This is a genomic window from Agreia sp. PsM10 (assembly GCF_030433855.1).
Taxonomy (GTDB): Bacteria; Actinomycetota; Actinomycetes; order Actinomycetales; family Microbacteriaceae; genus Agreia.
Genome location: NZ_JARUXC010000015.1, coordinates 46,894 through 73,892 on the forward strand (window position 1 = coordinate 46,894; position 26,999 = coordinate 73,892).

At 64.0% G+C, this 26,999-nt stretch carries 23 protein-coding genes and 1 pseudogene; 16 read left to right on the plus strand and 8 right to left on the minus strand.

Going from position 1 to position 26,999, the window contains the following annotated elements; translation table 11 throughout:
* The first annotated feature begins 54 nt into the window (after positions 1–54).
* From QCD70_RS16055 to QCD70_RS16070, 4 genes are all read left to right on the plus strand, one after another.
* Positions 55–1,503: an amidase gene (locus QCD70_RS16055; RefSeq protein ID WP_301218112.1), complete on the plus strand. Its 1,449-nt coding sequence runs from the start codon at positions 55–57 to the stop codon at positions 1,501–1,503.
* Between the two features lie 231 nt (positions 1,504–1,734).
* Positions 1,735–2,547: an isocitrate lyase/PEP mutase family protein gene (locus QCD70_RS16060; RefSeq protein ID WP_301218114.1), complete on the plus strand. Its 813-nt coding sequence runs from the start codon at positions 1,735–1,737 to the stop codon at positions 2,545–2,547.
* 284 nt (positions 2,548–2,831) lie between these two features.
* The gene (locus QCD70_RS16065) at positions 2,832–3,275 is read left to right on the plus strand and encodes a MarR family winged helix-turn-helix transcriptional regulator (RefSeq protein WP_301218117.1); all 444 of its coding nucleotides are present in this window, start codon (positions 2,832–2,834) and stop codon (positions 3,273–3,275) included.
* Positions 3,272–4,681 carry a cryptochrome/photolyase family protein gene (locus QCD70_RS16070; RefSeq protein ID WP_301218119.1) on the plus strand — a complete coding sequence of 470 codons (1,410 nt, stop codon included), beginning with the start codon at positions 3,272–3,274 and terminating at the stop codon, positions 4,679–4,681. Before QCD70_RS16065 ends, QCD70_RS16070 begins: the two co-directional genes overlap by 4 nt.
* A gap of 293 nt (positions 4,682–4,974) precedes the next feature.
* Here the strand turns inward: QCD70_RS16070 and QCD70_RS16075 are convergent, their stop codons facing one another.
* On the minus strand, positions 4,975–6,168 hold the full coding sequence (locus QCD70_RS16075; RefSeq protein ID WP_301218122.1) for a hypothetical protein: 1,194 nt from the start codon (positions 6,166–6,168) through the stop codon (positions 4,975–4,977).
* Between the two features lie 99 nt (positions 6,169–6,267).
* Here QCD70_RS16075 and QCD70_RS16080 point away from each other — a divergent pair, with 99 nt between their 5' ends.
* The 6 genes from QCD70_RS16080 (at position 6,268) to QCD70_RS16105 (ending at position 12,710) form a co-directional block, all read left to right on the plus strand.
* Complete coding sequence (locus tag QCD70_RS16080; RefSeq protein ID WP_055924758.1) at positions 6,268–6,861, plus strand: molybdopterin-dependent oxidoreductase; 594 nt, start codon at positions 6,268–6,270, stop codon at positions 6,859–6,861.
* A 64-nt stretch (positions 6,862–6,925) separates the two neighbouring features.
* On the plus strand, positions 6,926–7,543 hold the full coding sequence (locus QCD70_RS16085) for a hypothetical protein (protein ID WP_301218126.1): 618 nt from the start codon (positions 6,926–6,928) through the stop codon (positions 7,541–7,543).
* Between the two features lie 125 nt (positions 7,544–7,668).
* Positions 7,669–8,415: a YcnI family copper-binding membrane protein gene (locus tag QCD70_RS16090; RefSeq protein ID WP_301218128.1), complete on the plus strand. Its 747-nt coding sequence runs from the start codon at positions 7,669–7,671 to the stop codon at positions 8,413–8,415.
* A 4-nt stretch (positions 8,416–8,419) separates the two neighbouring features.
* Complete coding sequence (locus QCD70_RS16095) at positions 8,420–9,130, plus strand: copper resistance CopC family protein (RefSeq protein ID WP_301218130.1); 711 nt, start codon at positions 8,420–8,422, stop codon at positions 9,128–9,130.
* Between the two features lie 407 nt (positions 9,131–9,537).
* Positions 9,538–9,867, plus strand: a complete 330-nt coding sequence (locus QCD70_RS16100; RefSeq protein WP_044442452.1) for a DUF7882 family protein — start codon at positions 9,538–9,540, stop codon at positions 9,865–9,867.
* 158 nt (positions 9,868–10,025) lie between these two features.
* Positions 10,026–12,710, plus strand: a complete 2,685-nt coding sequence (locus QCD70_RS16105) for an ExeM/NucH family extracellular endonuclease (RefSeq protein ID WP_301218134.1) — start codon at positions 10,026–10,028, stop codon at positions 12,708–12,710.
* Between the two features lie 80 nt (positions 12,711–12,790).
* On the opposite strand, the gene QCD70_RS16110 is transcribed toward QCD70_RS16105, so the two are convergent.
* The 3 genes from QCD70_RS16110 to QCD70_RS16120 form a co-directional block, all read right to left on the minus strand.
* Positions 12,791–13,378 (minus strand): hypothetical protein, encoded by a 588-nt coding sequence (locus QCD70_RS16110; RefSeq protein ID WP_301218136.1) that lies wholly within the window; start codon positions 13,376–13,378, stop codon positions 12,791–12,793.
* Between the two features lie 201 nt (positions 13,379–13,579).
* Complete coding sequence (locus tag QCD70_RS16115; RefSeq protein ID WP_301218139.1) at positions 13,580–14,539, minus strand: Dyp-type peroxidase; 960 nt, start codon at positions 14,537–14,539, stop codon at positions 13,580–13,582.
* A 52-nt stretch (positions 14,540–14,591) separates the two neighbouring features.
* Positions 14,592–15,857: an MFS transporter gene (locus QCD70_RS16120; protein ID WP_301218141.1), complete on the minus strand. Its 1,266-nt coding sequence runs from the start codon at positions 15,855–15,857 to the stop codon at positions 14,592–14,594.
* Positions 15,858–15,903: 46 nt separating this feature from the next.
* On the opposite strand from QCD70_RS16120, the gene QCD70_RS16125 reads away from it, so the two are divergent.
* The gene (locus tag QCD70_RS16125; RefSeq protein ID WP_301218143.1) at positions 15,904–16,383 is read left to right on the plus strand and encodes a DUF3817 domain-containing protein; all 480 of its coding nucleotides are present in this window, start codon (positions 15,904–15,906) and stop codon (positions 16,381–16,383) included.
* Here the strand turns inward: QCD70_RS16125 and QCD70_RS16130 are convergent.
* Complete coding sequence (locus tag QCD70_RS16130) at positions 16,355–17,245, minus strand: SDR family NAD(P)-dependent oxidoreductase (RefSeq protein WP_301218145.1); 891 nt, start codon at positions 17,243–17,245, stop codon at positions 16,355–16,357. The genes QCD70_RS16125 and QCD70_RS16130 overlap by 29 nt on opposite strands.
* A gap of 73 nt (positions 17,246–17,318) precedes the next feature.
* On the opposite strand from QCD70_RS16130, the gene QCD70_RS16135 reads away from it, so the two are divergent.
* The 5 genes from QCD70_RS16135 (at position 17,319) to QCD70_RS16155 (ending at position 22,801) form a co-directional block, all read left to right on the plus strand.
* The gene (locus QCD70_RS16135; RefSeq protein WP_301218147.1) at positions 17,319–17,771 is read left to right on the plus strand and encodes a MarR family winged helix-turn-helix transcriptional regulator; all 453 of its coding nucleotides are present in this window, start codon (positions 17,319–17,321) and stop codon (positions 17,769–17,771) included.
* 264 nt (positions 17,772–18,035) lie between these two features.
* Complete coding sequence (locus QCD70_RS16140) at positions 18,036–18,776, plus strand: hypothetical protein (protein ID WP_301218149.1); 741 nt, start codon at positions 18,036–18,038, stop codon at positions 18,774–18,776.
* A 492-nt stretch (positions 18,777–19,268) separates the two neighbouring features.
* Positions 19,269–21,110 (plus strand): AAA family ATPase, encoded by a 1,842-nt coding sequence (locus QCD70_RS16145; RefSeq protein WP_301218151.1) that lies wholly within the window; start codon positions 19,269–19,271, stop codon positions 21,108–21,110.
* A 385-nt stretch (positions 21,111–21,495) separates the two neighbouring features.
* A complete protein-coding gene (locus tag QCD70_RS16150) occupies positions 21,496–21,879 on the plus strand; it encodes a TIR domain-containing protein (protein WP_301218154.1) in 384 nt (127 codons plus the stop codon).
* On the plus strand, positions 21,872–22,801 hold the full coding sequence (locus QCD70_RS16155) for a DUF4231 domain-containing protein (RefSeq protein ID WP_301218156.1): 930 nt from the start codon (positions 21,872–21,874) through the stop codon (positions 22,799–22,801). Before QCD70_RS16150 ends, QCD70_RS16155 begins: the two co-directional genes overlap by 8 nt.
* 159 nt (positions 22,802–22,960) lie before the next feature.
* Here QCD70_RS16155 and QCD70_RS16160 read toward each other — a convergent pair.
* From QCD70_RS16160 to QCD70_RS16170, 3 genes and pseudogenes are all read right to left on the minus strand, one after another.
* Positions 22,961–23,245, minus strand: a pseudogene (locus tag QCD70_RS16160) (integrase core domain-containing protein); the annotation flags it as partial.
* Between the two features lie 295 nt (positions 23,246–23,540).
* Positions 23,541–24,689 carry a GNAT family N-acetyltransferase gene (locus tag QCD70_RS16165; protein WP_301218158.1) on the minus strand — a complete coding sequence of 383 codons (1,149 nt, stop codon included), beginning with the start codon at positions 24,687–24,689 and terminating at the stop codon, positions 23,541–23,543.
* A gap of 254 nt (positions 24,690–24,943) precedes the next feature.
* Positions 24,944–26,998 carry a KAP family P-loop NTPase fold protein gene (locus QCD70_RS16170; protein WP_301218160.1) on the minus strand — a complete coding sequence of 685 codons (2,055 nt, stop codon included), beginning with the start codon at positions 26,996–26,998 and terminating at the stop codon, positions 24,944–24,946.
* Position 26,999: the final 1 nt, after the last annotated feature.

The following is a 26,999-nucleotide window of genomic DNA, read 5'->3' on the forward strand; positions in this document are numbered from 1 at the left end:
CCGCGCGAAACGATGCGGCTATAGCGTAGGCACCGAGACGAAGGCGGGAGCCAGATGCGCGAACTCACGTACAGCTCGGTTGTGCAGCAGGCGGAGTGGGTCGCGTCGGGTGAGGTCAGCGCGAGGGAGCTCGTCGAGCACTCGCTCGAGATCATCGGCTCCCGCAATCCGTCGCTCAACGCCGTCGCCACGGTCATGGCGGACGAGGCCCGGCTGCGCGCCGATGCCCTCGATGAGCAGCGCCGCAGCTCCTCCGAGCTCGGGCCGCTGCATGGCGTGCCCATGGTGATCAAAGAAGAGAACGACATCGCCGGAATCCCCACCCGGTACGGCAGCGCGGCCTACTCGACGCCCGCCCGCGCCGACAGCGAGGTGGTTCGCCGGCTCCGCACGGCCGGCGCGGTCATCATCGGCACGACCCGCATGCCCGAGTTCGGGATCTGGCCTTTCACCGAGAGCGAAGCCTTCGGGATGACGCGCAATCCATGGAATCTCGACAGGTCTCCGGCCGGATCGAGCGGCGGCACCGCGGCCGCAGTGGCAGCCGGTCTTGTGGCCGCCGGTATCGGCGGCGACGGCGGCGGATCCATTCGGCTGCCCGCCAGTTGGTGCGGCCTGTTCGGGCTCAAGGCGCAGCGCGGCCGAATGAGCCTCGCACCGAATGCCGATCTGTGGCGATCGCTGGGCGTCATCGGGCCGATCACGCGCACGGTCGCCGACAGCGCGCTCATTCACGACGTCATTGCCGGCACATCGGCGATCGATCGATTCCACGCCGCGCCGCTGGCGGGGTCGATGTATGCGGCGGCGACGAACGAGACCGTGCCGTCGCTCAGAATCATGGTGTCGACGAAGAACCCCTCCGGCGGGCCCTTGCCCGACGCCGAGACCACGGAGTCGCTGCAGCGAACCGCGGCTCTTCTTGCGACGCTCGGCCACGAGATCATCGAGGCGGATCCCGCCTACCCCGCCCTCAACCTGCCGTTCCAGCTTCAGCTGAGTGGCGGCATCGGAGATGAGGCGGCCCGCGCAGACGAGCCCCGACGCCTGGAGCGTCGGACGAGGACCATGCTGCGCATCGGGCGCCCGCTCCGCCGCCTGGGAGGCTGGGCGGAGCGAACCGCCGCTCGGTTGGGCGAGCCGTTTCTCGATGAGCTGTTCGGCAGGGTCGACCTCCTGCTGACTCCCACCACGCCCACTGCCGCCCTGCCCATCGGGCAATTGCAGGATGCCGGCGCGCTTGCCGCGGTGAGACGCGCCACGCCTGTCAGCTCGTACACCTCGATATGGAACGTGCTGGGCAATCCGGCCGCCGCCGTGCCCGCCGGGTTCGGTGCCGACGGAATGCCCCTCAGCGTGCAGGTCATCGGGCCGCCGAATGGCGAGCTCACCGTGCTCGCCCTGAGCGCCCAGCTCGAACACCACCAGCCGTGGGCCGGTTCGCGTCCTGCGACAGGCGGGCCCGTGACCCCCGAACAGGGGCTCACAGGCAACTCCCAGTAAAATAACGTTTTGGTAACTGGCGCTCCGTTACTCAACCGTTATATGGTTCAAGAGCGTTAGTTGTTTGCTGTGGCAGCTACCGCGGAATGTGATTGCAGGACACTCTTGGTGCAAGGGAAGAAAGCCCGTCGTTAGCCTCTACGACGGGCTTTCGTCCTTTAACCGGCCCATTCGATAGCCGGCACGCCGCGAACGCAATCGGCCAGACCCGGGGCGTGTTGGAATTGCTGGATGAGCACGAAACTCGAGCGAGCACGCGCCTTTCACGCAATGCATGCCCAGGCCACTCCCCTCGTCCTCCCGAACGCGTGGGACGTAGCGTCCGCCCGCGTCGTTCTCGCGTGCGGCGCTCGCGCGATTGCGACGACCAGCGCCGGTGTCGCGTGGTCGAGCGGACACCGCGACGGGAACGAGCTGACTCGCGACGCCGCACTCGATGCCGCGAGGCGGATCGCAGCCTCCGTGACCGTGCCGATCTCGGCGGACATCGAGGGGGGATACGGAGAGACGTCGAGCGACCTGGCCGACACCGTGAGCTCGTTCATCGACGCCGGTATCTCCGGCGTGAACATCGAGGACTCTCTCCGACCGATCGGTGAACAGCAGCGGAGGATCGCCAGCGCCCGAACCGCAGCAGACGACGCGGGCATACCGCTGTTCATCAACGCCCGCATCGACACGCATCGTCTCGGCAGCATCGGAACTGACGACTGGTTCGAGGAGACGGTGACGCGTGCCACGTCCTACGCTCGCTCCGGAGCGAGCGGAATCTTCGTACTCGGCGCCCTATCGGCAGACACGATCACGAGACTCGCCGACGCGACGTCATTGCCGCTCAACGTCGCCTTCGGCCCCGGCACCCTGTCGATCAGCGAACTCTCGAGGGCAGGCGCACGTCGAATCAGCGCGGGCTCCTCGATCGCCGAGGCCGCTTACAGCGTCGCGCAGCACTGGGCCTCCGCGATGCTCGAGACGCCGGATACTGTCGTCTCATCGCCCCCTGCTCTCGGCTGGGCCGCATTGAACGGACTCGTCCGCGACTGACTCCCGTGACCCCCGATCAGGGGCTCTCAGGCACCTCCCAGCAAAATAACGTTTTGATAACTGGCGCTCCGTTACTCAACCGTTATATGGTTCAAGAGCGTTAGTTGTTTGCTGTGGCAGCTACCGCGGAATGTGATTGCAGGACACTCTTGGTGCAAGGGAAGAAAGCCCGTCGTTAGCCTCTACGACGGGCTTTCTGTCTGTCTGCGGCCATGTCAACCCGCCCTCGAGTTTCGGGGAATCCTCAGGAGCCGCCCTAGTGTGGAGGCCACGAGAGGATCTCAATGACCAAGCCTGTCTCCCCCGTCGCCGCCTGGGAATCGCTCTTCCGCGCGCAGGTCGCCGTGATGCGCCAGATCGCCTCGGAATTCCCCTCCGACGTCATCTCGCTCAACGAGTACGACGTTCTCTTCACCCTGTCGCTCGCTGAGAACCGCACCCTGCGCATCCGCGAACTCAACGAGAACGTGCTCCTGACGCAGCCGAGCATCTCCCGCCTCGTCGATCGCCTCGCCGCGCGCGGACTCGTGACCAAACTCACCGACCCGAACGACGGGCGCGGCACTCTCGTGGCGCTCACCGACACCGGCTTCGCGCTGTTCCGTGATGCCGCCCACATCCACGGCCGCTCCATCGCCAGCCGCATGAGCTCGGCGCTGTCACCCGACGAGCTCACCGAACTCGCGCGCCTCACGCGCAAGCTGTACGCCAGCGTCACCGCCCGATGACCGCCCCGAGCATCGTCTGGTTCCGCGACGACCTGCGCGTCTCAGACAACCCGGCCCTGCATGCCGCCGCAGAGCACGGCGGGCCCATCGTGTGCCTCTACATTCTGGATGACGCCAGCTCAGGGCTCCGGCCGCTGGGCGGTGCGGCCCGCTGGTGGCTGCACCACAGCCTCTCGTCGCTCGCCGCGTCGCTGCGCGACATCGGACTCGAGCTCACGCTTCGTCGCGGCGCTGCCGCCGAGGTCATCGACTCCGTCGTCACCGACACGGGCGCGCAGGCTGTCTTCTGGAACCGGCGCTACGGAGAGGCCGAACGAACCGTGGATGCCGGCATCAAGTCGTCGCTGCGAGCCTCGGGGCTCGAGGTGCAGAGCACGCAGGCCTCCCTGCTGTTCGAACCCTGGACGGTGATGACCGGCCAGGACGCTCCGTATCGGGTCTTCACCCCGTTCTACCGGTCGTGCCTCGCCCGGCAGGAGCCACGGCATCCATTGCCTGTCGACGACGACGTGACGGCTCTGCCCGATGTGGCCGGCGACGATCTCGCCGACTGGGATCTGCTGCCCACGACCCCTGACTGGGCCGGCGGCCTTCGCGAATCGTGGACACCGGGCGAGGCGACCGCCATGACGCGTCTGCGCTCGTTCCTCGAGACCGAGCTGTCGTCGTATGTGGCCGAGCAGGACCTGCCGGCGCAGGATGCGACATCCGGGCTCTCGCCCTATCTGCGCTGGGGCGAGATCAGCCCGTTCCAGGTATGGCACGAGACGCGCTCGTACGTGGCTTCGCTCGACCGTCGCACCGCCGAGGGCGCACGCGCATCCGAGGGGGCGAGCGCGTTTCTGCGCCAGCTCGTGTGGCGCGAGTTCTCATACCACCTGCTGTTCCACTGGCCGCAGATCACGCACTCGAACATGCGGCCGGCCTTCGACGACTTCCCGTGGGCCGAGCCGACCGATGTCGTCATGGAGGCGTGGCAGATGGGGCGCACCGGCATCCCCCTCGTCGACGCGGGCATGCGCGAGCTGTGGAAGACGGGCATCATGCACAACCGGGTGCGCATGGTCGTGGCGTCGTTTCTCGTGAAGAACCTGCGCATCGACTGGCGGGAGGGCGAGCGGTGGTTCTGGGACACGCTCGTCGACGCCGACCCTGCGGCGAACGCGGTGAACTGGCAGTGGGTGGCCGGGTCGGGTGTCGACGCGGCGCCGTACTTCCGGGTGTTCAACCCCGAGCTGCAGGCCACGAAGTTCGATCCGCACCGCGAGTACATCCGTCGCTTCGTGCCCGACATCGACGCCGAGACCTATCCCCCGCCGCTCGTCGATCTGAAGCAGTCGCGCGCGGCTGCCCTGCATGCCTATGCCTCGATCTCGAAGGATCGCGCGTTGGGCGAGCCCGGCTAGGGCCCCGTTCCCTGAGCCCGTGGAAGGGGCCCGCTCCCTGAGCCCGTCGAAGGGCAGCACATCGACTAGCAACATATGCACCTTCCATGTCCACGGAAGGTGCATCTCCGACGACTGGATCCGCGCCGCGCGATCGACCCGGCGCTTATGCACGCAAAGACCGACCCATGGACACCTTTGGGCCGAGTCGATGCAGACGCGCGGGTGACTTCTCGGCCGGCGGCCCTTCGCCAGGCTCAGGGAACGGGCATGACGTCGCTCCCTGAGCCTGTCGAAGGGCTGAACCGCGGCGGCTAGATCCCCTCTCCGGGCACGATCGTCGAGTCGATGCTGCGGTTCAGCGCCTGCGCGTCGGCGTCGAGATCGCGCAGCTGCTGCTGCAGGTCTCCGAGCTGGGTGATCTTGTCGTTGATGGCCGTCCGACGCGTCTCAAGGTCGGCGTCGCGAGCGATCAGCGCGGCCTTGTCGGCGTCGAACGCCGCGGGATTGTCCGAGTATCCGTAGGCCTGGTTCTTGGCGATGAACGCGTCGATGTCTGTGTTGAGCTGCGTCTGGTCGGCGTTGAACGTGTTCGTGTCGGACTCGATCTCATCCGCGAGCGCGAGGATCTGGTTCGACAGGTCGGTGGTCTGCTGCTCGAGGTCGCTGAACACCTTCTCGTATGCGGCGTGGAGGCCGACGACGACGCTGCGATCGGTGAAGTACGTCTTGTAGTAGGTCTCGAGCTCCGGGTCGAGGTCGGTGAATTCGGTGCCGATGATCGAGTGCAGCTCGGTGAGGCGGGTCCCCGGCTGCGAGACCGCGTAGGCGTCCATACGCTCCGCCAGTTCGGGATCGTCTCCGTGAGCGGTGTACGCCTCCTCGAGCAGAACGCCGAGGCGCTCCTGAGACGCGGCGTCGAGCCTGTCGAATGCGGCGTGCAGCATCTCGTGGGCGGCGGTGACCTCGCGCAGCCCGTCGAGGCGCTCCTCGGTGACGTCGTACAGGTGGATGGTCTCGCCGGTGTAGCAGCCGAGCAGGAACTGCTCGGGCCTGATTCCGCAGGCGGTGTTGAACTCGCTGGCCGTGTTCAGCTCGGGGTGGCTCGTGTAGAAGAGGAAGGTGCCGACCTCGTTCATGTCGGCGCGTTCGACGAGAGACTCGATGTTCTCGCTCGGGGTGAACTCCGCGACCGACTGGCGATCGGCGATGATCCGGGCGTTCGCGGCGTAGTAGATGCCGCCGGAGACGGGCAGCGCGATGGCCAGCAGTGCCGCGACGCCCACCATCAGGCCCTGCCACCAGGTCATTCCGCGGGTTCGCTTGGGCTTCGGCGATCCGGATGCGTACGGGTGCGGCGACTGCGCCGGGAACTGCTGGGTCTGCTGCGGCGGATACGGCTGCTGTTGAGGCTGCTGCGGGAACTGCTGCGGCGGCATCGGCGGAACCGGCGGTCGACCTTCTGCGCCGCCCTGCTCAGGGCCGGCGGGATACGGGGGCAGACTCACAAAGATTCCTCACACTCGTCGCAATGCCTCCACGATAGCGGGACTCTGATTTTGCGAGAATGGAGCCGATCGTCGACGACGCCACGAAGGGCGGTGCTCATGGGTGTGTTCTCTCCCGGATTCCTCGGTCGCAGACGCGAGCGCGACCCCCGTCTGCCACCCGGCCAGCACGCGGTCACGAACTTTCCCGTGCTGTCGGCCGGCCCCATTCCGAACGTGCGCCTCGACCGCTGGACGTTCGGAATCACGAACGAGCGCAACCAGACCACGGGCTACACCTGGGAGCAGTTCCAGAAGCTCCCGACAGAGGACGTCACCGTCGATCTGCACTGCGTGACCCGATGGTCGCAGTTCGACATGCCCTGGCGGGGAGTCTCGCTCGACCTGCTGCTCGAGGGGGTCGAGACGACCGCCTCCTTCGCGGTGGCCCGGAGTTACGGCGGCTACACGACCAACATCCCCCTCGACGAGCTGCGCGGCGGAAAGGCCTGGATCGCGACGCGTTACGACGGCAAGCCGTTGAGCGACAGCCACGGCGGCCCCGCCCGTCTGCTCGTTCCCCACCTCTACCTCTGGAAGAGCGCGAAGTGGATCAATCGCATCACGCTCCACGCGCACGACCAGCCGGGATTCTGGGAGACCAACGGCTACAACAACCATGGCGACCCGTGGCGCGAGGAGCGGTACTGGTGACCGGTCGGCGTCGTGCGCGCAGACCCGAATAGACTCGGGTGATCACTGCGAGACGAGGAGCACGATGAGCGCACGCTGGACACGCGTCGCTCGCGGCAGCCTCGCCGCCGCCTTCTCCACCTTCGTGGCGGCGTTCTCGCACGCCGTCTCCGGCGGCTCCGCGCCCGGCGTCGCGGCGCTCTCGCTCGCGGTCGCCTTCTCCACTCTGGTGTGCGTGGCCCTCGCCGGCCGTGGCCTGTCGTACTGGCGCATCGGCGCCTCGGTGGCCGTGAGTCAGGTCTTCTTCCACACACTGTTCAGCCTCATCGTGGAGCCCGCTCCCACCTCGCCGGCGGCACCGACGACGGCCCACGCCGGCCACGACATGGCCGCCATGTTCCTGCCCACGGGAGCCGCGGCATCCGGCGGCGCGGCGATCACCGTCGACGTCGCCATGGTGGCCGGCCACGTGCTCGCGGCCGTCGCGACATTCGCCGCGATCGTGTGGGGCGAGCGGGCCGTTCGAGGCCTGCTGGCCGCCGCGCTCCTGCGCGCGACCCGCTTCGCCGCACTGCTTCTTCCCGCCCCGGTCCTCGCCCCGCGCACCGTGCGCCTCGGCCGCGTCGCACGCATCGACGCCCCTGCCGTGCTCGAGGTGCTGCGCGCATCCGTCTGGCACCGCGGCCCGCCGCTCGCCGCCTGACCCCACCCCACGCATCCGGCCGGCACTCGCCCGCGCGCCGGAATTCTTTCGCGCACCCTGCGCATCCACTCGCCGGAGCACGCGCGCGTTCGACGCGCCCCTCCGCACAGATTCAAGGACCCACCATGAAGAAATCCACCCCACTCGCCCTCGCCTCGACCGGCCTCGGAGTCGGCCTGCTGCTCGCCGTCGCCGTTCCCCTCTCGGCCAGCGCCCATGTGAGCGTCACCCCCGGCGCGACCGCGGCCGGCTCGTACACGGTGCTCACGTTCGCCGTTCCCCATGGATGCGACGGGTCGGCCACCACGACCATCGCCATCGACATTCCCGAGCAGATCGCCTCGGTCACTCCGACGGTCAACCCGAACTGGGATGTCTCGAAGGTCATGACCCCGCTGGCGACGCCCTCGACGAGTGCTCACGGCGAGGCGGCGACCGAGCGCGTCGGCCAGGTCGTCTACACCGCCAAGACCCCGCTGGCCGACGGGTACCGCGACACGTTCGCGCTCTCGCTGCAGCTGCCGGCAGACGCGGCCGGCACGACCCTCGACTTCCCCGTGCTGCAGACCTGCGAGACGGGCTCGACGAACTGGAACGAGGTTCCGGCCGACGGCGCCGACGAGGACTCGGTCGAGCACCCCGCGCCGGCGATCACCGTCACGGAGGCCGTCGCCACGGAGGCGGACGGCGACCCGGTGAGCGCCGCCGACACGGCGTCATCGGATGCGTCGGGTTCGGTCTCCGACGCCGGCTCGGGCTCCGGCTCGGGTGACGACGTGCTCGCCCGCGTTCTCGGCATCGGCGGGCTCGTCGTAGGCGCGGTCGGCGTCGTCATCGCGGTCGTTGCGACGCGACGCGCGCGAACGGCGTAGCAGCATGCGCATCGCACGTCCGAAGCCGTCGGCCCGACGTGCCGCCGCCGTCGGCGCGCTGGCGCTGCTCGCCGCCGTGACGGTCGGAGCGGTCGGCCACGTGCCGACCGCCTCGGCGCACAACTACCTGGTGTCGTCGACGCCGGAGGCGGGCTCGGTGCTCACCTCGCTGCCACCCGAGTTCGTCATCACGACCAACGACGTGCTGCTCGACTTCGGGGGCGAGAACACCGGATCGGCCGGCGCACTCGAGGTGCAGGGCCCCGACGGCCTGTTCTACGGCGACGGCTGCGTGGCCGTGTCGGGAGCGTCGATCTCGACACCGGCGGCCATCGGACCCGCGGGCGACTACACGGTGATCTGGCGGGTCGTCTCTACCGACGGGCATCCGGTGTCGAGCCAGTTCTCGTTCACCTGGCAGCCGGATGCCGCACAGGTCGCGTCGGCCGGATCGACCGCGGCCCCCGTGTGTCCGACGTCGAGCGACGCGGCGGGTGCCGTCGATGGGGCCGGGGCGGCTTCGGGCGACTCGGAAGCGGATTCGCCGGCCCCCACGGCGGGCTCGTCCGACGACGAGTTCCTCTCTGTACTGGCGTGGGGCGGGGGCGCCCTCGGCGCCGTGGCCATCGCGGTCGTCGCCACCCTGCTCGTGCTGCGTCGCCCCAAGCTGGGAGCCGGCCCGGGAAGTGATTCACGACCACCCGGGGATATCTAGCCCTGATTGCGAATCGAAGCTCTGGCGCAGACTGGTCAGAGCTTCGATTCGCAGTGTCGCGAGAGGGGCGACCAATGACAGGAACAGCGTGATCGCAGACAGCACCGCCCAGACGGCCCCGGACTCGACAACAGATTCAGTAACACTCGTGAGATTGTCTCCAACGGAATGGAGAGTCTCCGACCCTCGCGCATCGGCCCACGATGCCGCATCGCTGCTGGGTTTCATCGAAGCCCGCGGAGGCTCGTTCGAGGTGACGGTTCTGAATCAGGGCGTCGCATCGTATACCGCATCCGATCTAGACGGCGCACTGGCACTCTTCGCGTCGAAGAGGGATTCCCGTCGACTCTCACCTAATGTGGGAGGAACATCGCGCTCCGCGATGCGGTAAGACACAAGGGGACAGCATGGGAAAGTTGCTTTACGGTGACTCCGACATCGAGATCGAGTTCGACGACAGGGCTCTGACGCACCTGCAGATCGTGATCGGCTCCAAGCTGCGCCGGGGCGAGAGCTTCTTCTTCTCGTGGAAAGACGACCCGGCCATCGGCGACGGCCGCTCGAGCATCTGGCTCGACAAGTCCATTCCGCTCTACTTCAAGTTCTTCGGCGGCAAGATGCCCACCCTGAATCGCGAGTGGCTCGAGATCCTCACCTCATCGGCGAACAGCGGCCAGGGCCTCATCTTCTCTGAAGAGCCGAACGGTGCGACGAACCCGCCTCGAGGTCACGTCTAGAGCTGACGGCTGGGCCGTATCACAGCAGGGGCGAACACGCCCAACACCCCCTTAACAGGGGTAACTTAAACCTGCTGTTTACACGGGCGACTCCGTTTCGTCGCGAGGTCTGACTTTGATTGAGAGATACCCACCCGTATCTCGATCAAGGGAAATCCATGCCCCGCATCCACCCCCGGCGCTTCAGACTCGGCATCGCCGCCCTGGCTGGCGCCGCCCTGGCGGCCAGCCCGCTGCTCGCCGTACCCGCGTTCGCCGCGAGCACCGGCGTCGTCATCAACGAGGCCTACGTGAACGGCGGGTCCGTCGGCGCGACCTACCTCAACAAGTTCGTCGAGCTCTACAATCCGACCGACACGGCCGTCGATCTCAGCTCGATGTCTCTGCAGTACCGCTCGGCAGGTGGATCAGCCAACCCAAGCGGCGTGCTGCCATTGACCGGCAGCATCGCAGCCGGAGGCCACTACCTGATCCAGGGAGGAAGCAACGCGGGCAACGGGGCAGCACTGCCCACGCCCGACGCCGTCATGAGCGAGTCGTTCGCCGCGGGGGCCGGAGGGACGCTGTTCCTGTCGAATCAGACCGGCCTGCTCATTGCTCCGCCCACCGGCTCGCTCGTCAACGACCCGGCCATCGTCGACCTGCTCGGCTACGGCACATCCAACACTTTCGAAGGCTCCGCCGCCGCCCGACCATCGGTAACCACCTCGATGACGCGCACCACACCCGTCGACACCGACGTGAACTCGGACGACTTCGCGCTTGCCGCCCCGACGCCGCAGAACACCGGCGGCGAGGTGCCGCCCGAAGAGCCGGAGGAACCGAGCGGTCCAGCGGTCGAAGCGACGATCGCCGAGATCCAGGGAACAACCGACACGAGTCCGCTTGCCGGAGAGACGGTCGTCACGCGCGGCGTGGTCACCGCCAGCTACCCGACAGGAGGGTTCAACGGCTATGTGATCCAGACGCCCGGCACCGGAGGGAGCCTCGATCTGGCGACGCACACGGCATCCGATGGCCTTTTCGTCTTCTCGTCGGCAACCGTGCCGCAGGCGACGATCGGCGCGTACGTCGAGGTCACCGGCGTCGTGTCGGAGTACCAGGGCCTGACCGAGCTGACCGTCGCATCCGATGGCCTGACCGCGCTGACCGATGCGGTCACCCCGCCTGCGCCCGCAGCCGTCGCCCTGCCGAGCGACCCTGCACAGCGGGAGTCGCTGGAGAGCATGCTGCTCGCCCCCGCCGGCGACTACACGGTCACCGACAACTACGACACGAACTACTACGGATCGATCGTGCTCACCGCCGGCGCCGAGCCCCTCGTGACGCCCACCTCGGTCACCGAGCCGGGCAGCGCGGAGTACACGGCGCTCGTCGCGGCCAACGCCGCAGCGGCCGTGACCCTCGACGACGGAGCGAGCACGAACTTCAACAGCGCCGCGAACAAGTCGAAGCCCCTGCCGTACCTGACCGTCGAGAGCCCGGTTCGGATCGGCGCGGCCGTGACCTTCACCGGACCGGTCGTCGTCGACTACCGCTTCGGTGCCTGGAGCCTGCAGCCCACGCAGGAGCTCACCCCCGCGAACGCCGCCACGGTTCAGCCCGCGACCTTCGAGAACACCCGTACGCCCGAACCGCTCGACGTGGGTGGAGACGCGACGGTGGCCTCGTTCAACGTGCTCAACTACTTCTCGACCACGGGTGACGAGCTCGCGGGATGCACGTACTACACCGACCGTGACGGCGACCCGGTCACCGTCAACTCCGGCTGCGACGCACGTGGAGCCGCGGAGCAGGAGGACCTCGACCGGCAGCAGGCCAAGATCGTCTCGGCGATCAACGCACTCGACGCCGACGTCGTCTCGCTCGAGGAGATCGAGAACTCGAGCCGCTTCGGTCTCGACCGCGACGCATCCCTCGCCGAGCTGACGGATACGCTGAACGCTGCGGCCGGCGCGGGCACCTGGGCGTTCGTGCCCTCGCCCGAGGCGGTTCCGGCGGGCGAGGATGTCATCCGCACGGCGTTCATCTATCGCGCGGCGGTCGTGGAGACCGTCGGCGACTCGGTGATCGACGACGACACGGCATTCTCGAACGCGCGCTACCCGCTCGCCCAGGCGTTCCAGCTGATCGACGGCGGAGAGTCCACGCGGTTCCTCACCATCGTGAACCACTTCAAATCGAAGGGCTCGGGCACCGGTGAGGATGCCGACCAAAACGACGGCCAGGGCGCGTCCAACGCCTCCCGCGTTCGCCAGGCGACCGCCCTCGTGGAGTTCGCCGACGGTCTCGTGACGGACACCGGCATCGACCGCGTGCTCCTGAGCGGTGACTTCAACTCGTATGAGAAGGAGGACCCGATCGACGTCATTCTCGCGGCCGGGTACACCGACCTCGGCGAGGCCACCGGCAAGAAGAGCTACGCCTTCGACGGCGCGGTCGGCTCGCTCGACCACGTCTTCGCCTCGCAGGCTGCGGCGGCGGATGTGACGGGTACGGACATCTGGAACATCAACTCGGTCGAGTCGATCGCCCTGGAGTACAGCCGCTACAACTACAACGCGGTCGACCTCTACAGCGCCGACCCGTACCGCTCGAGCGACCACGATCCCGTGGTCGTAGGACTGGCGTTGCGTGAGGACGCGCCCGTCGATCCGGGCACCGGGCTTCCGGGCACCGGCGCTCCTGGAGCCGGCGTGCCGGCGCCCGGAGCGGTTGCCGGCAGCGCGGGATCGGGACGCCTCGCGGCGACCGGTACCGAGGCCGCTCCCGTGCTGTTCGGAGCGCTCGCTCTGCTCGTTCTCGGAGGAGGAATGGCGCTGCGCCGCCGCCGCTCGGCCTAGGCGAGATCAATTCAGGAGGAGCGCGTCGCCGTCGCCACAGTGGCTTCGGTGACGCGCTCCTCCTGAATTGCGTACTGGTGCTAGTCCTTCAGGCGCTCCACGAGAATCGCGCGGCTCATGCGCGAGTAGCCCACGATGCCCTTGGCCTTCGCCTGGGCGCGCAGCTCGACGAGCGTCGGCGGCTTCGCAGTCGCCGTGGACTTCAGTGCGGCCTTCGGTGCGGTCTTCGGTGCGGTCTTCGGTGCGGTCTTCGGCAGGTCGAGCCCGCGCTTGGTCGCCGGGGGCGCGGATGCGATGGGCGGCTCGGCCGCGACCGGTGCGACGGTCGCCTTCGTGGCCGTCGCAGGCTTCTTCGCCGGCGTCTGCTTCTTCGCGTCAGGCTTCGCGGTGTCGGGCGTCTTCGCCTCGGACTTCGCATCGTTCACGACGGTCTCGAGGTCGCGGGCCACCTTCTTCGCCTGCTTGCGCAGCTCCTTCGAGCGCTCGCTCGCGGCCTTGCGCGCCTTCTTCACCGCGGTCTCCGCCGCGGCGATCGCCTCGCGCGCCGCCTTCTCGAGCTTCTGCTCGATGGACTTCGCCGTCTTCGACGCAGTCTTGTCGTTCGACTTCTTCGTCGCCGACTTCTTCGTCGCCTTCGACGCGGGTTTCTTCGTCTTCTTCTCAGCCATTGCAGCTCCCTCTGGTTGATACAACTCGCTCGACGCTGTCGCGCCGGGCTTCCAGAGTGGCACTACTCAGTGAGAAAGCACCGAACCGTGTAGTCGACACACGCCAACGCCTGTCGCGAATGTGCAGAAAGCGTCGGTCCTCGTCGCCCACACGAGCAGAAATTGCACAGTCGAGAGACGGCGGTCGTCAGCGGGCGGTCGTCAGCGGGGAAGCGGCGGCGGATCGTCGAGGAAGTCCGTAGTCGGCGTGAAGTACAGCGATCCTGTCACCGCGGTCGAGAAGTCGAGGATGCGGTCGTAGGTGCCCTCTGGGTCGCCGACGAACATATTCTTCAGCATGCGCTCCGTGACCGCCGGAGTCTTCGCGTAGCCGATGAAGTAGGTGCCGAACTCGGCCTCTCCGATGCGGCCGAACGGCATGTTGTCGCGCACGATCTTGAGCTCGTTGCCATCGGCATCCGTCAGTACGGTGAGCACCGTGTGGGCGTTCGCCGCCTTCTGCTCGTCGGCCTGCTCGACATTGTTCGCCTTGCCCCGACCGATGGCCTGCTCCTGCTGCTCCACCGTGAGCAGGTTCCAGGCCGTGAGGTTGTGCAGGTACTTCTGCACGACCACGTAGCTGCCGCCCACGAACTGCGATTCGTCGTCGCGCACGATCACGTTCTGCACCGCCAGTGCGCCCGTCGGATTCTCTGTGCCGTCGACGAAGCCGAGCAGGTCGCGCTCGTCGAAGGACTTGAATCCGTGCACCTCGTCGATCACGGCCGCCGGCCCTCCGAACCGCTCGACGAGCAGGCTCGCCAGCTCGAAGCAGAGGTCCATGCCCTGGGCACGGATGTGGAACAGGATGTCGCCCGGCGTCGAGACCGAGGAGTGCACGGCCCCGTGGAACTCGGGCAGAACGTGCAGCTCTTTCGGGCGAGGTCCGTCGAAGAGCCGCGACCAGGCATCCGACCCGATCGATGTGATGCAGGTGAGCAGGCTGCTCGGCACCCGGAAGCCGACCGAGCGCACGAGCCCCGAGACGTCGCCGAGCGCGTCGTGAACCAGCTCTTCGCTGCCCGGCGCCACCGTGAGCACCAGGAAGATCGCGGAGTCGCTCAGCGGGTTGAGGATGGCTTGGGATGCGGGCAGCGGCTGGCCACCGAGAGGATCGGTCACACGAGTACGCTAGCGGAGCGCGCGACCGGCGCTGCTCGACGGATGTCGAAAATCAGCCCTCGACGTCGAGGGGGTGCGCGATCTCATCACGGGGCATGCGGGCGATGAGCAGCGCGGCCACCGCGAAGAAGACCGGAACGATGCCGGCGACGAGGAACGTGGGTGCCAGCCCGACCGCCTCGCCGACGGGCCCTGCGAGCGCCATCGATACGGGCATGAGCGCGAGCGAGATGAAGAAGTCGAGGCTCGAGACCCGGCCGAGCAGCTCGCGCGGCACCCTCCTCTGCAGCAGGGTTCCCCAGATGACCTGGCCGGCGGAGCCCGTGAACCCCACGATGAAGACCGCCGCCGCCATGACCCAGAGCTCGCTCGTGAACCCGATGATGGCCAGCGGAACAGATCCGATGCCCCACGCCAGGAGCATCACCGTGAGATAGCGGCGCGGCAGCCGGCGCGATGCGACCACGATCGATCCGATCGCGCCTCCCGCGCCGAAGGCCGCGAGCACGAGAGCGAACGAGCCCGCCCCTCCCCCGGTCTGGTCGCGCACGGCGAACGGCAGCAGCACCTCGATGGGCCCGAGCAGCACGAGCACCCAGCCGAAGGCGAAGAGCAGCGTCGCGAACAGCCAGGGGGTGCGCACCATGTAGACGACGCCCTCGCGCATGTCGCGGTAGACCGAGACCAGCGGATGCGCGGAGTCGCCCGAGCGGTCGCGTGCGATGGGCACGCTGCGCATCACGACAAGGCCCGCGAGCGCGGCGAGGTGCACGACGACGATCACGGCGAACGCGGTGGGAGGCCCGCCGAGCGCGATGAGGCCGGCCGCGACAGCCGGGCCGGCAGCCTGCAGCGCGGCGGGGCGCAGCACCCCCTCGATGCCGTTGGCCGCGAGCAGGTCGTCGGCGGGCAGGAGTGCCGGCAGGATCGCCGAGTAGGCCGGATAGAAGAAGCCCTCCCCGATGCCGAGCAAGGCAGCCGCGACCACGAGGTGCCAGAGTTCGAGCGACCCGGCGAGAGCAAGACCGGCGACTGCGGCCATGCTCAGCAGTTTGACGCTCTCGATACCCACGAGAATGAGGCGCTGCGGCACCCGGTCGGCGACGACACCGCCGATGAGGGTGGCCCCGACCATGCCGATGCTGGTGGCCGTGGCCGTGATCGAGAGCTGCAACGGCCCGCCCCCGAGCTCGATGACCTGCCATACGAGGGCTACCAGCCACATGCCCCCGCCGAAGAGCGACAGGGTGAGCGCGCCGAAGAGCAGTCGGTACTGCCCTGTGGCGAAGGGCCTCACGGCGCGGGGAAGCTGTGCCATACGTCCACGCTAGAGCCTCCCACCGACGATGCGTCAGACTGGATGCATGGCCTCCGCTCGCACCTTTACGCCCGAGAGACTCTTCCGCGTCTTCGCTCTGCTCGAGACCGTCACCTGGAGCCTGCTGATCGTGGGCATGATCCTGAAGTACGCGGTCGGTGTCGGCGACTGGCCCGTGTCGATCGCCGGATTCATCCACGGTCTGATCTTCATCGCCTACGCACTGCAGGCCGGCGTGGTGGCCGTGAACCAGCGGTGGCACCTCGGCCTCGCGACCCTGGCCGTCGCATCCGCCGTCGTGCCCTACGCCACCATTCCCGTGGAGCGCTGGCTCGCCCGCCGCGGCAGCCTCGACGGCGGATGGCGAACGGATGCGACGAACGACCCCCGAGACGCGCGCCCGCTCGACCGCGCCTTCCGCTGGGCGCTGCAGCGGCCCGTCCCCCTGGCCGGAGGCCTGATCGTGGCACTCGTCGCGATCATGGCGACGCTGCTCTTCATCGGCCCTCCCGGCGGGGAGGCCTGAGGCCGTCGACCAGTTCTTCCGTGACCTCCCAGAGACGACGCCTCTGCGAAGGGTCGTCGGCGGGATGCGTGGGAGTGAGACGGCGCCGCGCGGCACCCGAGAAGTAGCCGCCGGTCACCCCGTCGAAATCGGTGCTGGTCGCCAACGCGACGATCAGTCCAGCGCCTCGAGACGGATCGCCGATGTGCAGGCGCGTCAGGACCTTCTCCAGTCGGGCCGCGAAACCCAGCTCCCTGCCGAGCCCCGTCACGTTGAAGCCGGGGTCGAGACAGTTCGCCGCGACGCCGGTTCCCTCGAGTCGCCGCGCCAGCTCGAGAGAGAACATGATGTCGAGGAGCTTGCTCTTGCCGTACAGCGGTGACGACCCGCGAGCGGTGAATGGTGCCGTGTCGGTCAGATCGGCCGGAAGCACAAGTGTTCCGTGCCGACGAGACGCCTCCGACGCCACCGTCACGACGCGGGAACCGGGCGTCGAGAGCAGCGACGGGAGGAGGGCTCGAGTGAGGATCCACGGGGCGAGATAGTTGACCGCCATCATCTCGGGCAGGCCGTCGACGGTGACCCGCTGCTCGAAGGCGTGGATACCGGCGTTGTTGATCAGCACGTCTATGTTGCCGTGGCGCTCCGCGATCTCCGCGCCCGCATCGCGCACGGACTGCATGACCGTCAGGTCGGCGAAGACGACGTCCACGGCGGACTCGGGTGCCGCGCGAAGGATGGCCTCGCGAGTGGCCTCCGCTCGCTCTGCGCTGCGCGCCGTGATCACGAGCCGCGCTCCCTGAGCGGCAAGATCGAATGCGGCGAGTCGGCCCAGCCCGCTGGTGGCACCGGTGATCACGATCGTGGGCGTGTGTGCGGGCATGGGCACTCCTCAAGACAGACGAACCCCCACGGATATAGTGGGGATATACCAAACATATAGAAGTGATGGGTAAATGTCCACTAAACCCGATAAGGCCACGACTTCGCGTCGCGAGGCCGCACTCGCCGTCGGAGCCGAGCTGAACGCGCTGCTCAGCGCATCCAGAGCCCTGACCGAGCGCAGCGCCGCTGCGTTCCATCCCGATCTGCAGCCCGCCGCGTCTCACCTCGCGCGCTGGCTCTACTCCTACGGGCCGGCGAAGCCGAGCGCCCTCGCCGATGCCGTGGCGATGGATCGGAGCTCGACGAGCAGCCTCATCAAACAGATGAAGGCCGCCGGCCTGGTCGAGAGCACGAAGGCGCCCGACGACGGACGGGCAGTGGTCGTGTCGTTGACGCCGACCGGTCTCTCGCGCACGGCAGAGGCGCTCGATCTGCGGGGCACAGTCTTCTTCGAACGCACGAAGGACTGGTCGACCGAAGACCTGCAAGCGTTCGCCGACCTGCTCGGCCGATTCAACCACTGACGAGGAAGCACGTCGCGGCCGCCCGAATGCAGGACACAAAAAAGCGGCCCGCTTTCGCGAGCCGCTTTCGTGTTTCGTACTGGTGTATCTCTGTGCGCCCTAAGGGATTCGAACCCCTGGCCTTCTGATCCGTAGAAAGGTTCAGGCCATGTATTCACGTCCACTCCGCATATCTAACGGGGGTCGTTCCGCTCCCCCGCTCTCGTTGGATGTCAGCGGACAGCAATACGTTGCTGTCACGGTTGCTGTCAGAGGAGGTACGTCATGAAGTTCATCGAGGACGGAGTTCCGGCGAAGTATCGGCCTCTTCTCGACTTCCTGCTCGAGGCACCTCCCACCGAAGTGGTCCTGCCAATCGCCGACGTCGAATCAATTCTGAATTTCGGGCTTCCTGGCCCTGCGCACGACGACCCATTCTGGTGGCGATCGATCCCCAGAAATAGCTGGGCTCGTTCATGGTTGAGGGCCGACCGAATCGCAACACTGAATTCCGAAGACGGAACAGTTACCTTCACTCCGGGTGTCTACTCACCGCCGGTCGACCACCAGTGGATGATCGCGCAACGCCACCGTGAGGCAACCTACGCGAGAGAGTGTCTGAGTTCTCGACCAATGGATATTCACCTTCGAGACCGCTGGTGGGAGCCTCACCTCGTCTACATCCTTCACATTCACGCGGAGGGCTTCTACAAGGTGGGGGTCACCCGACACGACGCTCGACGACTTCGCGATTTGACTGCACGTGGCCGCGCCGGCGTCGAAGCAAGCTCGATGCTCGCCAATCGCCATGCAGCCCGACTCGTAGAAATAGCTGTGCTCGACGCAACCGATTCAGCTCGACGCGTCGCGGACCGCTATAACCACCACAACGGGCAAACCGAGCACTGGGACGACTCCGTTCCACCGCCAGCTTTGGAGCCAATCGCGGCGGCGTTCGCCCTCGACGAGTGTCTTCCTAATTGGGCATTGTCGCTGAATTCGAAAGGAGTAGAAGATGTCCATTGAGGACCCACACCGTCGGGCATTGCACGAGATCCTGGTAACGCGTGCAATCGATTGGCGTGAGGCGGATGAAAACGAGATCAGGATTGAGTTACAGCGCGCTGGCATCGTGTCGCCCACCGATGCTGACATTCTCAAAGTTGTCGATGCTCGACGCCGTGGAGATCTGGAGCGAGACGCGGAACGGCACAACTCGAGGCCCGACACGTAGTTAGTAGGCTTAAGTTGCGGACTCGCCCCACACTCGTGGATCGGCGAGTCTTGCTGTTTAACACGGCATCCAGAACAGGGTTGTGCGAGGAGCGCCCGGACCGCAGCGTAGCGAGGACCGGACGCACCGCAGCGCGGCCCCGCCGGGCTTGCCCGGCGCTTGAATGAGTAAAGAAAGTTCTCACCACTCGAGCTAGTCGAATTAAACTCATGACCAGACGAAGCCGCCCTGGCACCGCTCTCTAACAGCGATCTTCGGGCCACAACGCACGAACAATTTGAGCGATGTCCTTGGGAGCGATTACAGCAATCCCGCTATTGTTTCCGCATGAGGAACGAGTGATTACCGAAGTACGGCTCCGTAAGTTCAAGAGGTTCAAGAACGAGACGGTTCGCCTTCTCCCGTCCGGCATCACGTTGTTGGCCGGTGGCAATAATTCTGGCAAATCAACGCTATTGCACGGACTGGCCGTCTGGGAATTTTGCCGGACGGCAATTGAGATGGAGAAAGGATCGGCAGCGTTTTATGTAGGGGCAAAGCATCAAGGCCTTGGCATGGGAAACGATGAGTTCAGTCCTGTCGCCGTACCTTCGCTCAAACATCTCTGGACCAATCTGCGACCGCAGCGAAGCACCGCAGATGGCGAGAAAGACGGCTACACGCTTCGGATCGCGTGCAAATGGCTCGATGAGGCAGGCCAGGAATTTGTACTCGAGTTCGGTCTAGCCCTCGCCAACGATCGACTTTTCGTGAAGGTAACTGAGACCAACCTCGTCGTCGGAACAAAAATCCCGGTTATCGCATATCTACCGCCCTTTGCAGGAATCACGAATCACGAAATGAAAGTATCCCCCGCCATAAGACGCCGCAGAATTGGAGAAGGATTGGCGGGGGCCGTCCTCCGAAACCTGCTTCTCGAACTGTTTGAAGAAAATGACCGAACCCGTTCCAAGCTGAAGGCCAATTCGAAGGGTCGACTGAAGCAGTCGGATCTCAATAAGTTACGTTCGTCCGATCCTTGGGAACTACTGCAACAAACTTTGCGCAAGAGATTTAACACGGAGCTGATTGTTGAACCCTTCAAGGAGCAATACCACTCTTACATCAAGATTGAACTCGAAAAGGGAGAGCTGAAGGGCTTTCTCCTGAAACGTTTCCCGAACTACGTGAAGCGCGATCTCATGGTTGAAGGTAGCGGCTTCCTTCAATGGCTGAGCGTCTACGCTTTGGCAGCATCCCCGACCTTCGATGTTCTCCTTTTAGACGAGCCAGATGCGCATCTGCACCCGACGTTGCAACTGGAGCTGATGCACTCGCTCGGCGAACTCGTCTCTCTTGAGAACAAGCAAGTCTTAGTTGCTACGCATTCGGTCGAATTACTCCGTCACTGGCCAATCGATCGAATCATGCAGGTCTCAAGCAAAAGGCCCACAACACGATATCTGTCAGAGAATTTCCAAAAGACTGGGCTCCTTGCGGGCCTTGGCTCGGAGTACGGTCCCAACTTAGATCCGATTCGTAAGACAAAGCGCGTGTTATTCATCGAGGGCACGAGCGATAAGACCATTCTTGAATCGATCGCGGGCGTTCTTGGACGGACGGAGCTCAACGACTGGCCCATCTGGATCAACAACAAGGACCATTCGGACAGAAGACAGCTGTTCATGGCGCTTCAAGAAGACATCCCGGATCTCGTTGGTGTAAGTCTGAGAGATCGAGATGTGAGCGAATTGGGGTCAGTCGACGAGGATCTGAGCGATAAAGGCTACAAAAGCCCGGACTCGGCTTTTGTCGCATTGAAATGGCGTCGTAGGAACATCGACAGCTACATGCTGCACCCCGCTCCGATTGCTAGAACTGTAAGCGCAAGCGAGACAGATATAAGCAAGATGATGGCGGACGTACACGGGCTCGCCGTCGGCGCGAGCTTTACTGAAAAGAATCCGCCGACGGTGTTTATGGAGGCTGATGGGAAGAAGATTCTGCACGAAGGAGGTTTGAGCTCCCTATTGTCCGGCACTCACAAGACAACGATTCATGTAGCTCAGCAACTCACGGTTCCGGAGGTATGCGAGGATTTCACGACGTTCTTCGATCGGTTGCAGAAGGCAACTGTATTGCCGTAGTCGCCTTTAGTCATGACTTCACGGAGGACTATTTATATCCCACGTAGGGTGCTTGTAACGCTGATGAAATTCAGTTCAAGCCTTCGGTCAAGAATGAAAATAGACCGTGGTTGTGCAACCGGAATGCGTGCGTAGGCGTTTCGATGCTCGGCTATGGAAGTTGACCCGCCAGCCTTAGATGGCCCCGCTATGACTCCGCGATGGGTTCCAGGGATGCGGACCCAGCGGATGCTGGCTCATAGATCCGGTCCGAGGTTGATGGCAAAAAGCACTGCTAGCCCTTTTCGACTACGACGAGTGGAGGCCAATTTCTATCCGCAGCTCCTAACACCAGCCATACTTGGCAAAACAGGTCGCGACGACGCGACCGCAATGGGGGCACATCATGGCTAAGCACGTATTTCTCTCTTTTGTGGAAGAAGATCTTCAGTCGGTCAGACTTTTCAGAGGTCAGGCCCAAAATAAGAACAGCAGCCTCGCATTCGACGACTATTCCGTCAAAGTCCCCTACAACAGCACGAACGCCGAGTACATCCGGTCGCAAATCACCGCCAAGATCCGTGCAGCCTCAGCCACCATCGTGATCATCGGAGCGACGACCTCATCAAGCACGTGGGTCAAGTGGGAGATTGAGAAAAGCGATGCACTCGGGAACAAGCTCATCGGTGTGAAACTGAGCACAGCCGGAGCCACCCCCGCTGCGCTCACTGCGGCGGGTGCCACGATCATTGGTTGGGACATCCCGAAGATAGTGGCCGAGCTTGGCTGACCTGGCCGCGCCGTCCTCTCTCCCAGCTCTGCGGGATCCCGAAGACTTTCCCGCTCTGTACAGAGCTACCAACAACAAGTCGCTGCAGGGCCAGCAAGAGTTCCTTCGGTTGTTTCGGCTTCGGTTATTCAGCCTTCTCATTGCGGCGATTGGCGGAGCGGTCGCCATTCCGGTCTTCGGAATCGCCGTCGGGGCCTGGCTGGCTTTCATCGCCTTCGTAGTCGCACTTGGTGCGGAGTTACTTCTTGCAAGTCGGAAACCGGAACGTATCTGGTACGAAGGACGAGCTGCCGCAGAATCCGTGAAGACACTCACCTGGCGATTCATGGTCGGCGGAGAAACCTTCGAATCGACAGCCCCGATCGGTCAGGCCGAACGCGAACTGCTGCGAGAGCTGAAAGGTATCCTCCAGGACCTGAATGAGCTTGACCTCAGTTCAAGCGACGCTTCGTCATCGCAGATCTCTGATCAGATGCGAGCTATCCGGCTCCTCCCCTTCAACGATCGGCGCGATCTCTACCGGTGGGGCCGAATCGATGATCAAAGAAAGTGGTACGCAAAGAAAGCACTATGGAACTCGACGCGCGCTAGCCGGTGGAGCGGAGTTGTTATTGGAAGCGAGGTCGCTGGCGTTCTTTTGGGCGGTCTGGTTGCCTTCGGAGCTCTCACTTTTGATGCCCTCGGAATCCTCGCCGCCATCGCAGCCACAGTTACAGCTTGGGTTCAGGCGAAGCAGCATCAGAATTTGGCCACCGCCTACAGCATTACAAGCCTCGAGCTCGCTTCAGTTCTGTCTGAAATTGACCTAATTGAGGACGAATCCAACTGGGCGAAGTTCGTGGGTCAGTCCGAGGAAGCCATATCCCGCGAACATACTCTGTGGCGCGCTTCGCGAGGGATCCGAATTAAGCCTGGCAGCTAAAGACTAGGGCGATAATCTGCGGACGGTCCGTGCCGTTGCAGCCTCCGCTTCTGAAACCAGATCTAATCCGACCTGCACCCTTGCCGCCTACCTCACTACCCACGTTCTGACATAGGGACCGCTGTCGGTTTGACTGACTCGTTTGGTGTGTAGTTTCTGCGCTGCGTGAGCGGCTGGTTCGATCATCTCAAACTCGATCGGTGTCAGGCGACCGAGCCCGCGCTGGCGGCGCCGGCGGTGGTAGGTCTGCTCGATCCACGTCACGATCTCGAGCCTCAGCGCCTGCCTGGTCGACCGTCGCTTCTTGTTGAGGACGTTCTTCTGCAGCAGGGCGAAGAACGACTCCATCGCCGCGTTGTCGCCGCACGCCCCGACGCGGCCCATCGAGCCGGTGATGCCCTCGTAGCGCAAAAGCTCGACAAATTTCCGGGACCGGAATTGGGCAGGTTCACTCGGGCGATCGGGGCATCGCCCTGGCGGGCGACGGCGACGACATTGCGGCGGAACTCGAGGGGAAAAGCTTTTGGCACGGTAAATATCCTCCCGTGAGAATCAAAATCCTCACAAGTCAGGAGTCAGGTGAACCGGCAGCAGTCCCGTTCGACTGATGCGGGCGACGTGCGGGCGGATGATCGGCATACGGCTATGCCATGGGCTGAGGTCGGTGTCATCGCTTTCCTGGACGTGGAGGCGCTTGAGCAGCTGCTCCGATAGTCGGCGATCGTCGCTGCCAGGTGGATCAACTGCTCTTCTGTCTCCCGAAGAGTTTGCTCCATAGCGTCCGTGGCCGCGGAGATTCTGCGTCTTCTACTCGAGGTGGCAACTCTGCGGCCTTGGCCTGGATCTCAGGCAGGGAGACCTCTACCCATGCCGCCCGCGTCGACGACGGACGCTGTGGGTCGAAGCTGACCATCACAGTCCCGCCGCGTTCATTTGCACGCTCTAGCCACTCGCTGTTCTCTTCTGTCAGTGGCGCGAGCTCCATGAGCTCCTGGGCTGGCTGGGATGCGGTCGGGTCGTTCAACACGAAAATCAGGCGCCCTGGTAGTACTCGAATCTGAATGCCGGAGAGAGTCTCAAGCGGTGCGCTCAGCTGGCCGTTTTTCACGTCCACCCGCTCGAACCCGAGGCTCCGTGATGCGCTCTCAGGCAGCGGTACCCGGAGAAGCGGCTCGAGCGCGCCCTGCGCTGTTTGAACAGATGCTGTTGTCCAATCGGGCCCGTCGACATTGATGTCCGTTTGACCGTCATTTTGAAGAGGAACCCAAAGCTGTGGGTCAGTTCCAGGAGCCCGCCAGGAGCAGTGTTCTGGAGTGAGCGGATGAAGCACTCGACCGATCATGCATTCACTCGGGTCGTCGCTGTGGATCGCTATGACAGATGGGGTTCCTTCACTGACGATGAGTGGTTTGAGCGGGTCTGTGACGCGATAGCCCGCAGACGCGTAAAAGCTTCGGAGGGTCGGGGCGCACTGCCCGAAAACAACTCCGTACCCCGCTTCGTCGAGTAGTTCCGTCGCGACGTCGACAAGAGCTCGGCCGATGCCCGCGCCCCGGGCGCTTTCGTCGACGCCGACGGCATTCAGCTTGGCGAGAGTCGCCGTGGCCGCCATGACACGCTCAGCATCCCTGGCTTCATGGACTAACTTCCACGGAAAGCCAACGCAAATTGCTCCGACCACGGAACGCTGCTGCTCTGCAACCAGGACAGTGGTGCCCGCGAACACGAGCTCGGTGAACGTGTGCCGCCGTCCCCAGAACGAGGCGACGGCCCGCTCGTCGTGACGGTCATACGCTCCAACCAGAGAGCCAATGTCGGCCACGTGGTCGCAGACCTCATCGAGCCACGACGACTCAACCGCTAAACGAAGCAGACGCTTCGCGCTCAACCGATCCTGGGCCCGCGCGAGTCTGATCGTGACACCCCCGACAGAACGCCCCCGGGCCAACTCATCCCAAAGCACCATCTTCCCCACCCTCACTTCCTCGAGCCCCGAGCAGCTGCTCGAAAAGAACGGTCTATCAGCGCCGACCTCGGCGGGCCTGGATCATCCGGTCGACGATGGCATGCGGCAGAATGATCGGCATCCTGTTGCGCCAGGGCCTACGAGAGGTCAGGTCTGCGTCTTCGCCGCCCCTCGCCCTACGTTATCTCGAGGTTCGCCAGCCTGCGAAGCGCGAAATCACCGCGTTGAGAGTCGGTAAGAACAGGCTCAGTGAGGTCATCTATCTCGTATTCCGGTATTGAAGTTCGGGCTGGAAGGGACTTCAACAGGGAGGCTGTCAAAGCGTCGCCGAGGCCAAATCGGAATTCTTTTTCACGAAACGCGACCTCGTAGTGAACGTCTGCACCAACCCACTCGCTGAAAGTAATGAATCGCATTGCTACTTGCAAAAGCGACTCGACATCGGAAATTCTGTTCGCCAAGAAACCTCGATGATCCTCCATCTCTGCAATCCAGATAAGAAACGAGGTCATCGGCACCAACTCTGGCCGGTTAGTTACTTTCACTAGAGCCTCGTCTGCCATTGTTTCCAACCATAAAGAGGCCATTTCTCGGTAAACAACACGGACCTCGTTCACTTTGTCTCGCGAATGCCTGAGTGCCAAGTACGCACTGTAGGTCATCCGCTCGAAGCCGTATCGGTCGACGAGCTCAGATGTTTGGATGACTTCACCGCGGAGAGCTAGGAATATTTCACGGTTCAGCCATCGCTCGAATCCTGCGCCTCGAGTGTCCGTAAGTAATGGGGTTCCAGTGAGGCCCGTCCGGACGTTGTCAATGAAGTTCAAGAGCTGCATTGACGTGATGGATTGAACATTCCGGATGCGATTAATGGATTCAAGCGCCAGGGCAGCCCGATCTTGGTCGCTCCCCGAGAGTATGTCTTGAAGCTGATCAACGTCCTCTGTCCACTGATCGCCGAACTCGAGCGTTCTCAAGGCTTGACCGATCATGCGGTCACTTACATCGTCTTGGGATACGCCGATAAGAAAGTAGCGTTCGAAGAATCGCGAGTTATGTAGCCTCCATTCCCGATTCGCAAACGCGGCAGGCATTCCGACCGGAGCGAATAGGAATTGCAATGCACTCTGAGCTGGTTCCAGCTCTCCCCGATCCAGCAGGCTCGCCACGAGTTCATCTCGTTTTGCTTCGGCGTCAGAGCCTGCGTTTGCTCTCCAGCTCAGGTACTCCTGCGGATGAAGCCGCACGTGGTCCCATAGTCGGTGATGCGTGACACGAATCCAGGTGATCGCAATAAAGTCCAGAAAATCTACTTCGGCTCCATGAACTAGGTCCTTGAGGCTATCGATCTGTTCTCGAAGGCGGCGCGCAGCACGGGGAGTCTCCAGTCCGCTAGCCAAGATTGCTATGAGTTGTTCTCGCTGGTCAACGTACTCAGAACGATCTAAATCGCGGCCATTGGGGGCGACTAATTGCTCAACTATTTCTCGACCCCACCGTCGCCGCATCACCTTAGGTACGGGTGGAAGCTCGAACGGATATTGGACGATCTTTTCGGTGTAGTCAGAGCTATGACCACCTGAGCCGGTTCTGGATAGTAATTCTTCGATTGTGCTTTGGTCGTAAGCAAGTAAGTAGTGAACATTGGTGAAGCGACCCATCAACCGAATAACCCGGAACAGCGCACGGAGTTCATCTGCGTCGAGCCGGTCGACATCGTCCACCACCACGAGAACGCGAATCCCCTGATTCTTTATGTCACGACTTATATTCCCGAACTCGACATGCCATGGTGGCCGCGCCGTCAAATGTGACAGGTACGCGTCGAACAGTTTTGATGCCGCGCCGCCCACGGTTGGGATGAGACTCAGCATTGGGGTTCCATACTGCGAATACTTAGCCAAACGTTTTTGGAGCGGCTCTGCTTTAGGAAACGCCGCAGCCAGAGTTGCTACGAACTCGGTAGTTAGCATCGCAACGTCTGAAACGGACCAAGGGGTGAACTCGACGACGCTCCACTCTTCGCTGAGGTAGTTTTTGATGTCGACGAGAAGAGTGGACTTTCCGCTTCCCCATGGCCCAACTACTCCGAATACCGTCGACTCCTGACCAGGTATGCACGCGTCGATCCTTGAACTCACCACCTTTGCGAACTCAGACCGTCCATCGATCTCTGATGAGCCGAGAGGAGCGTCGCTCCAGGACTGGCTGGCGCTCGAGCTTAAGGTCATG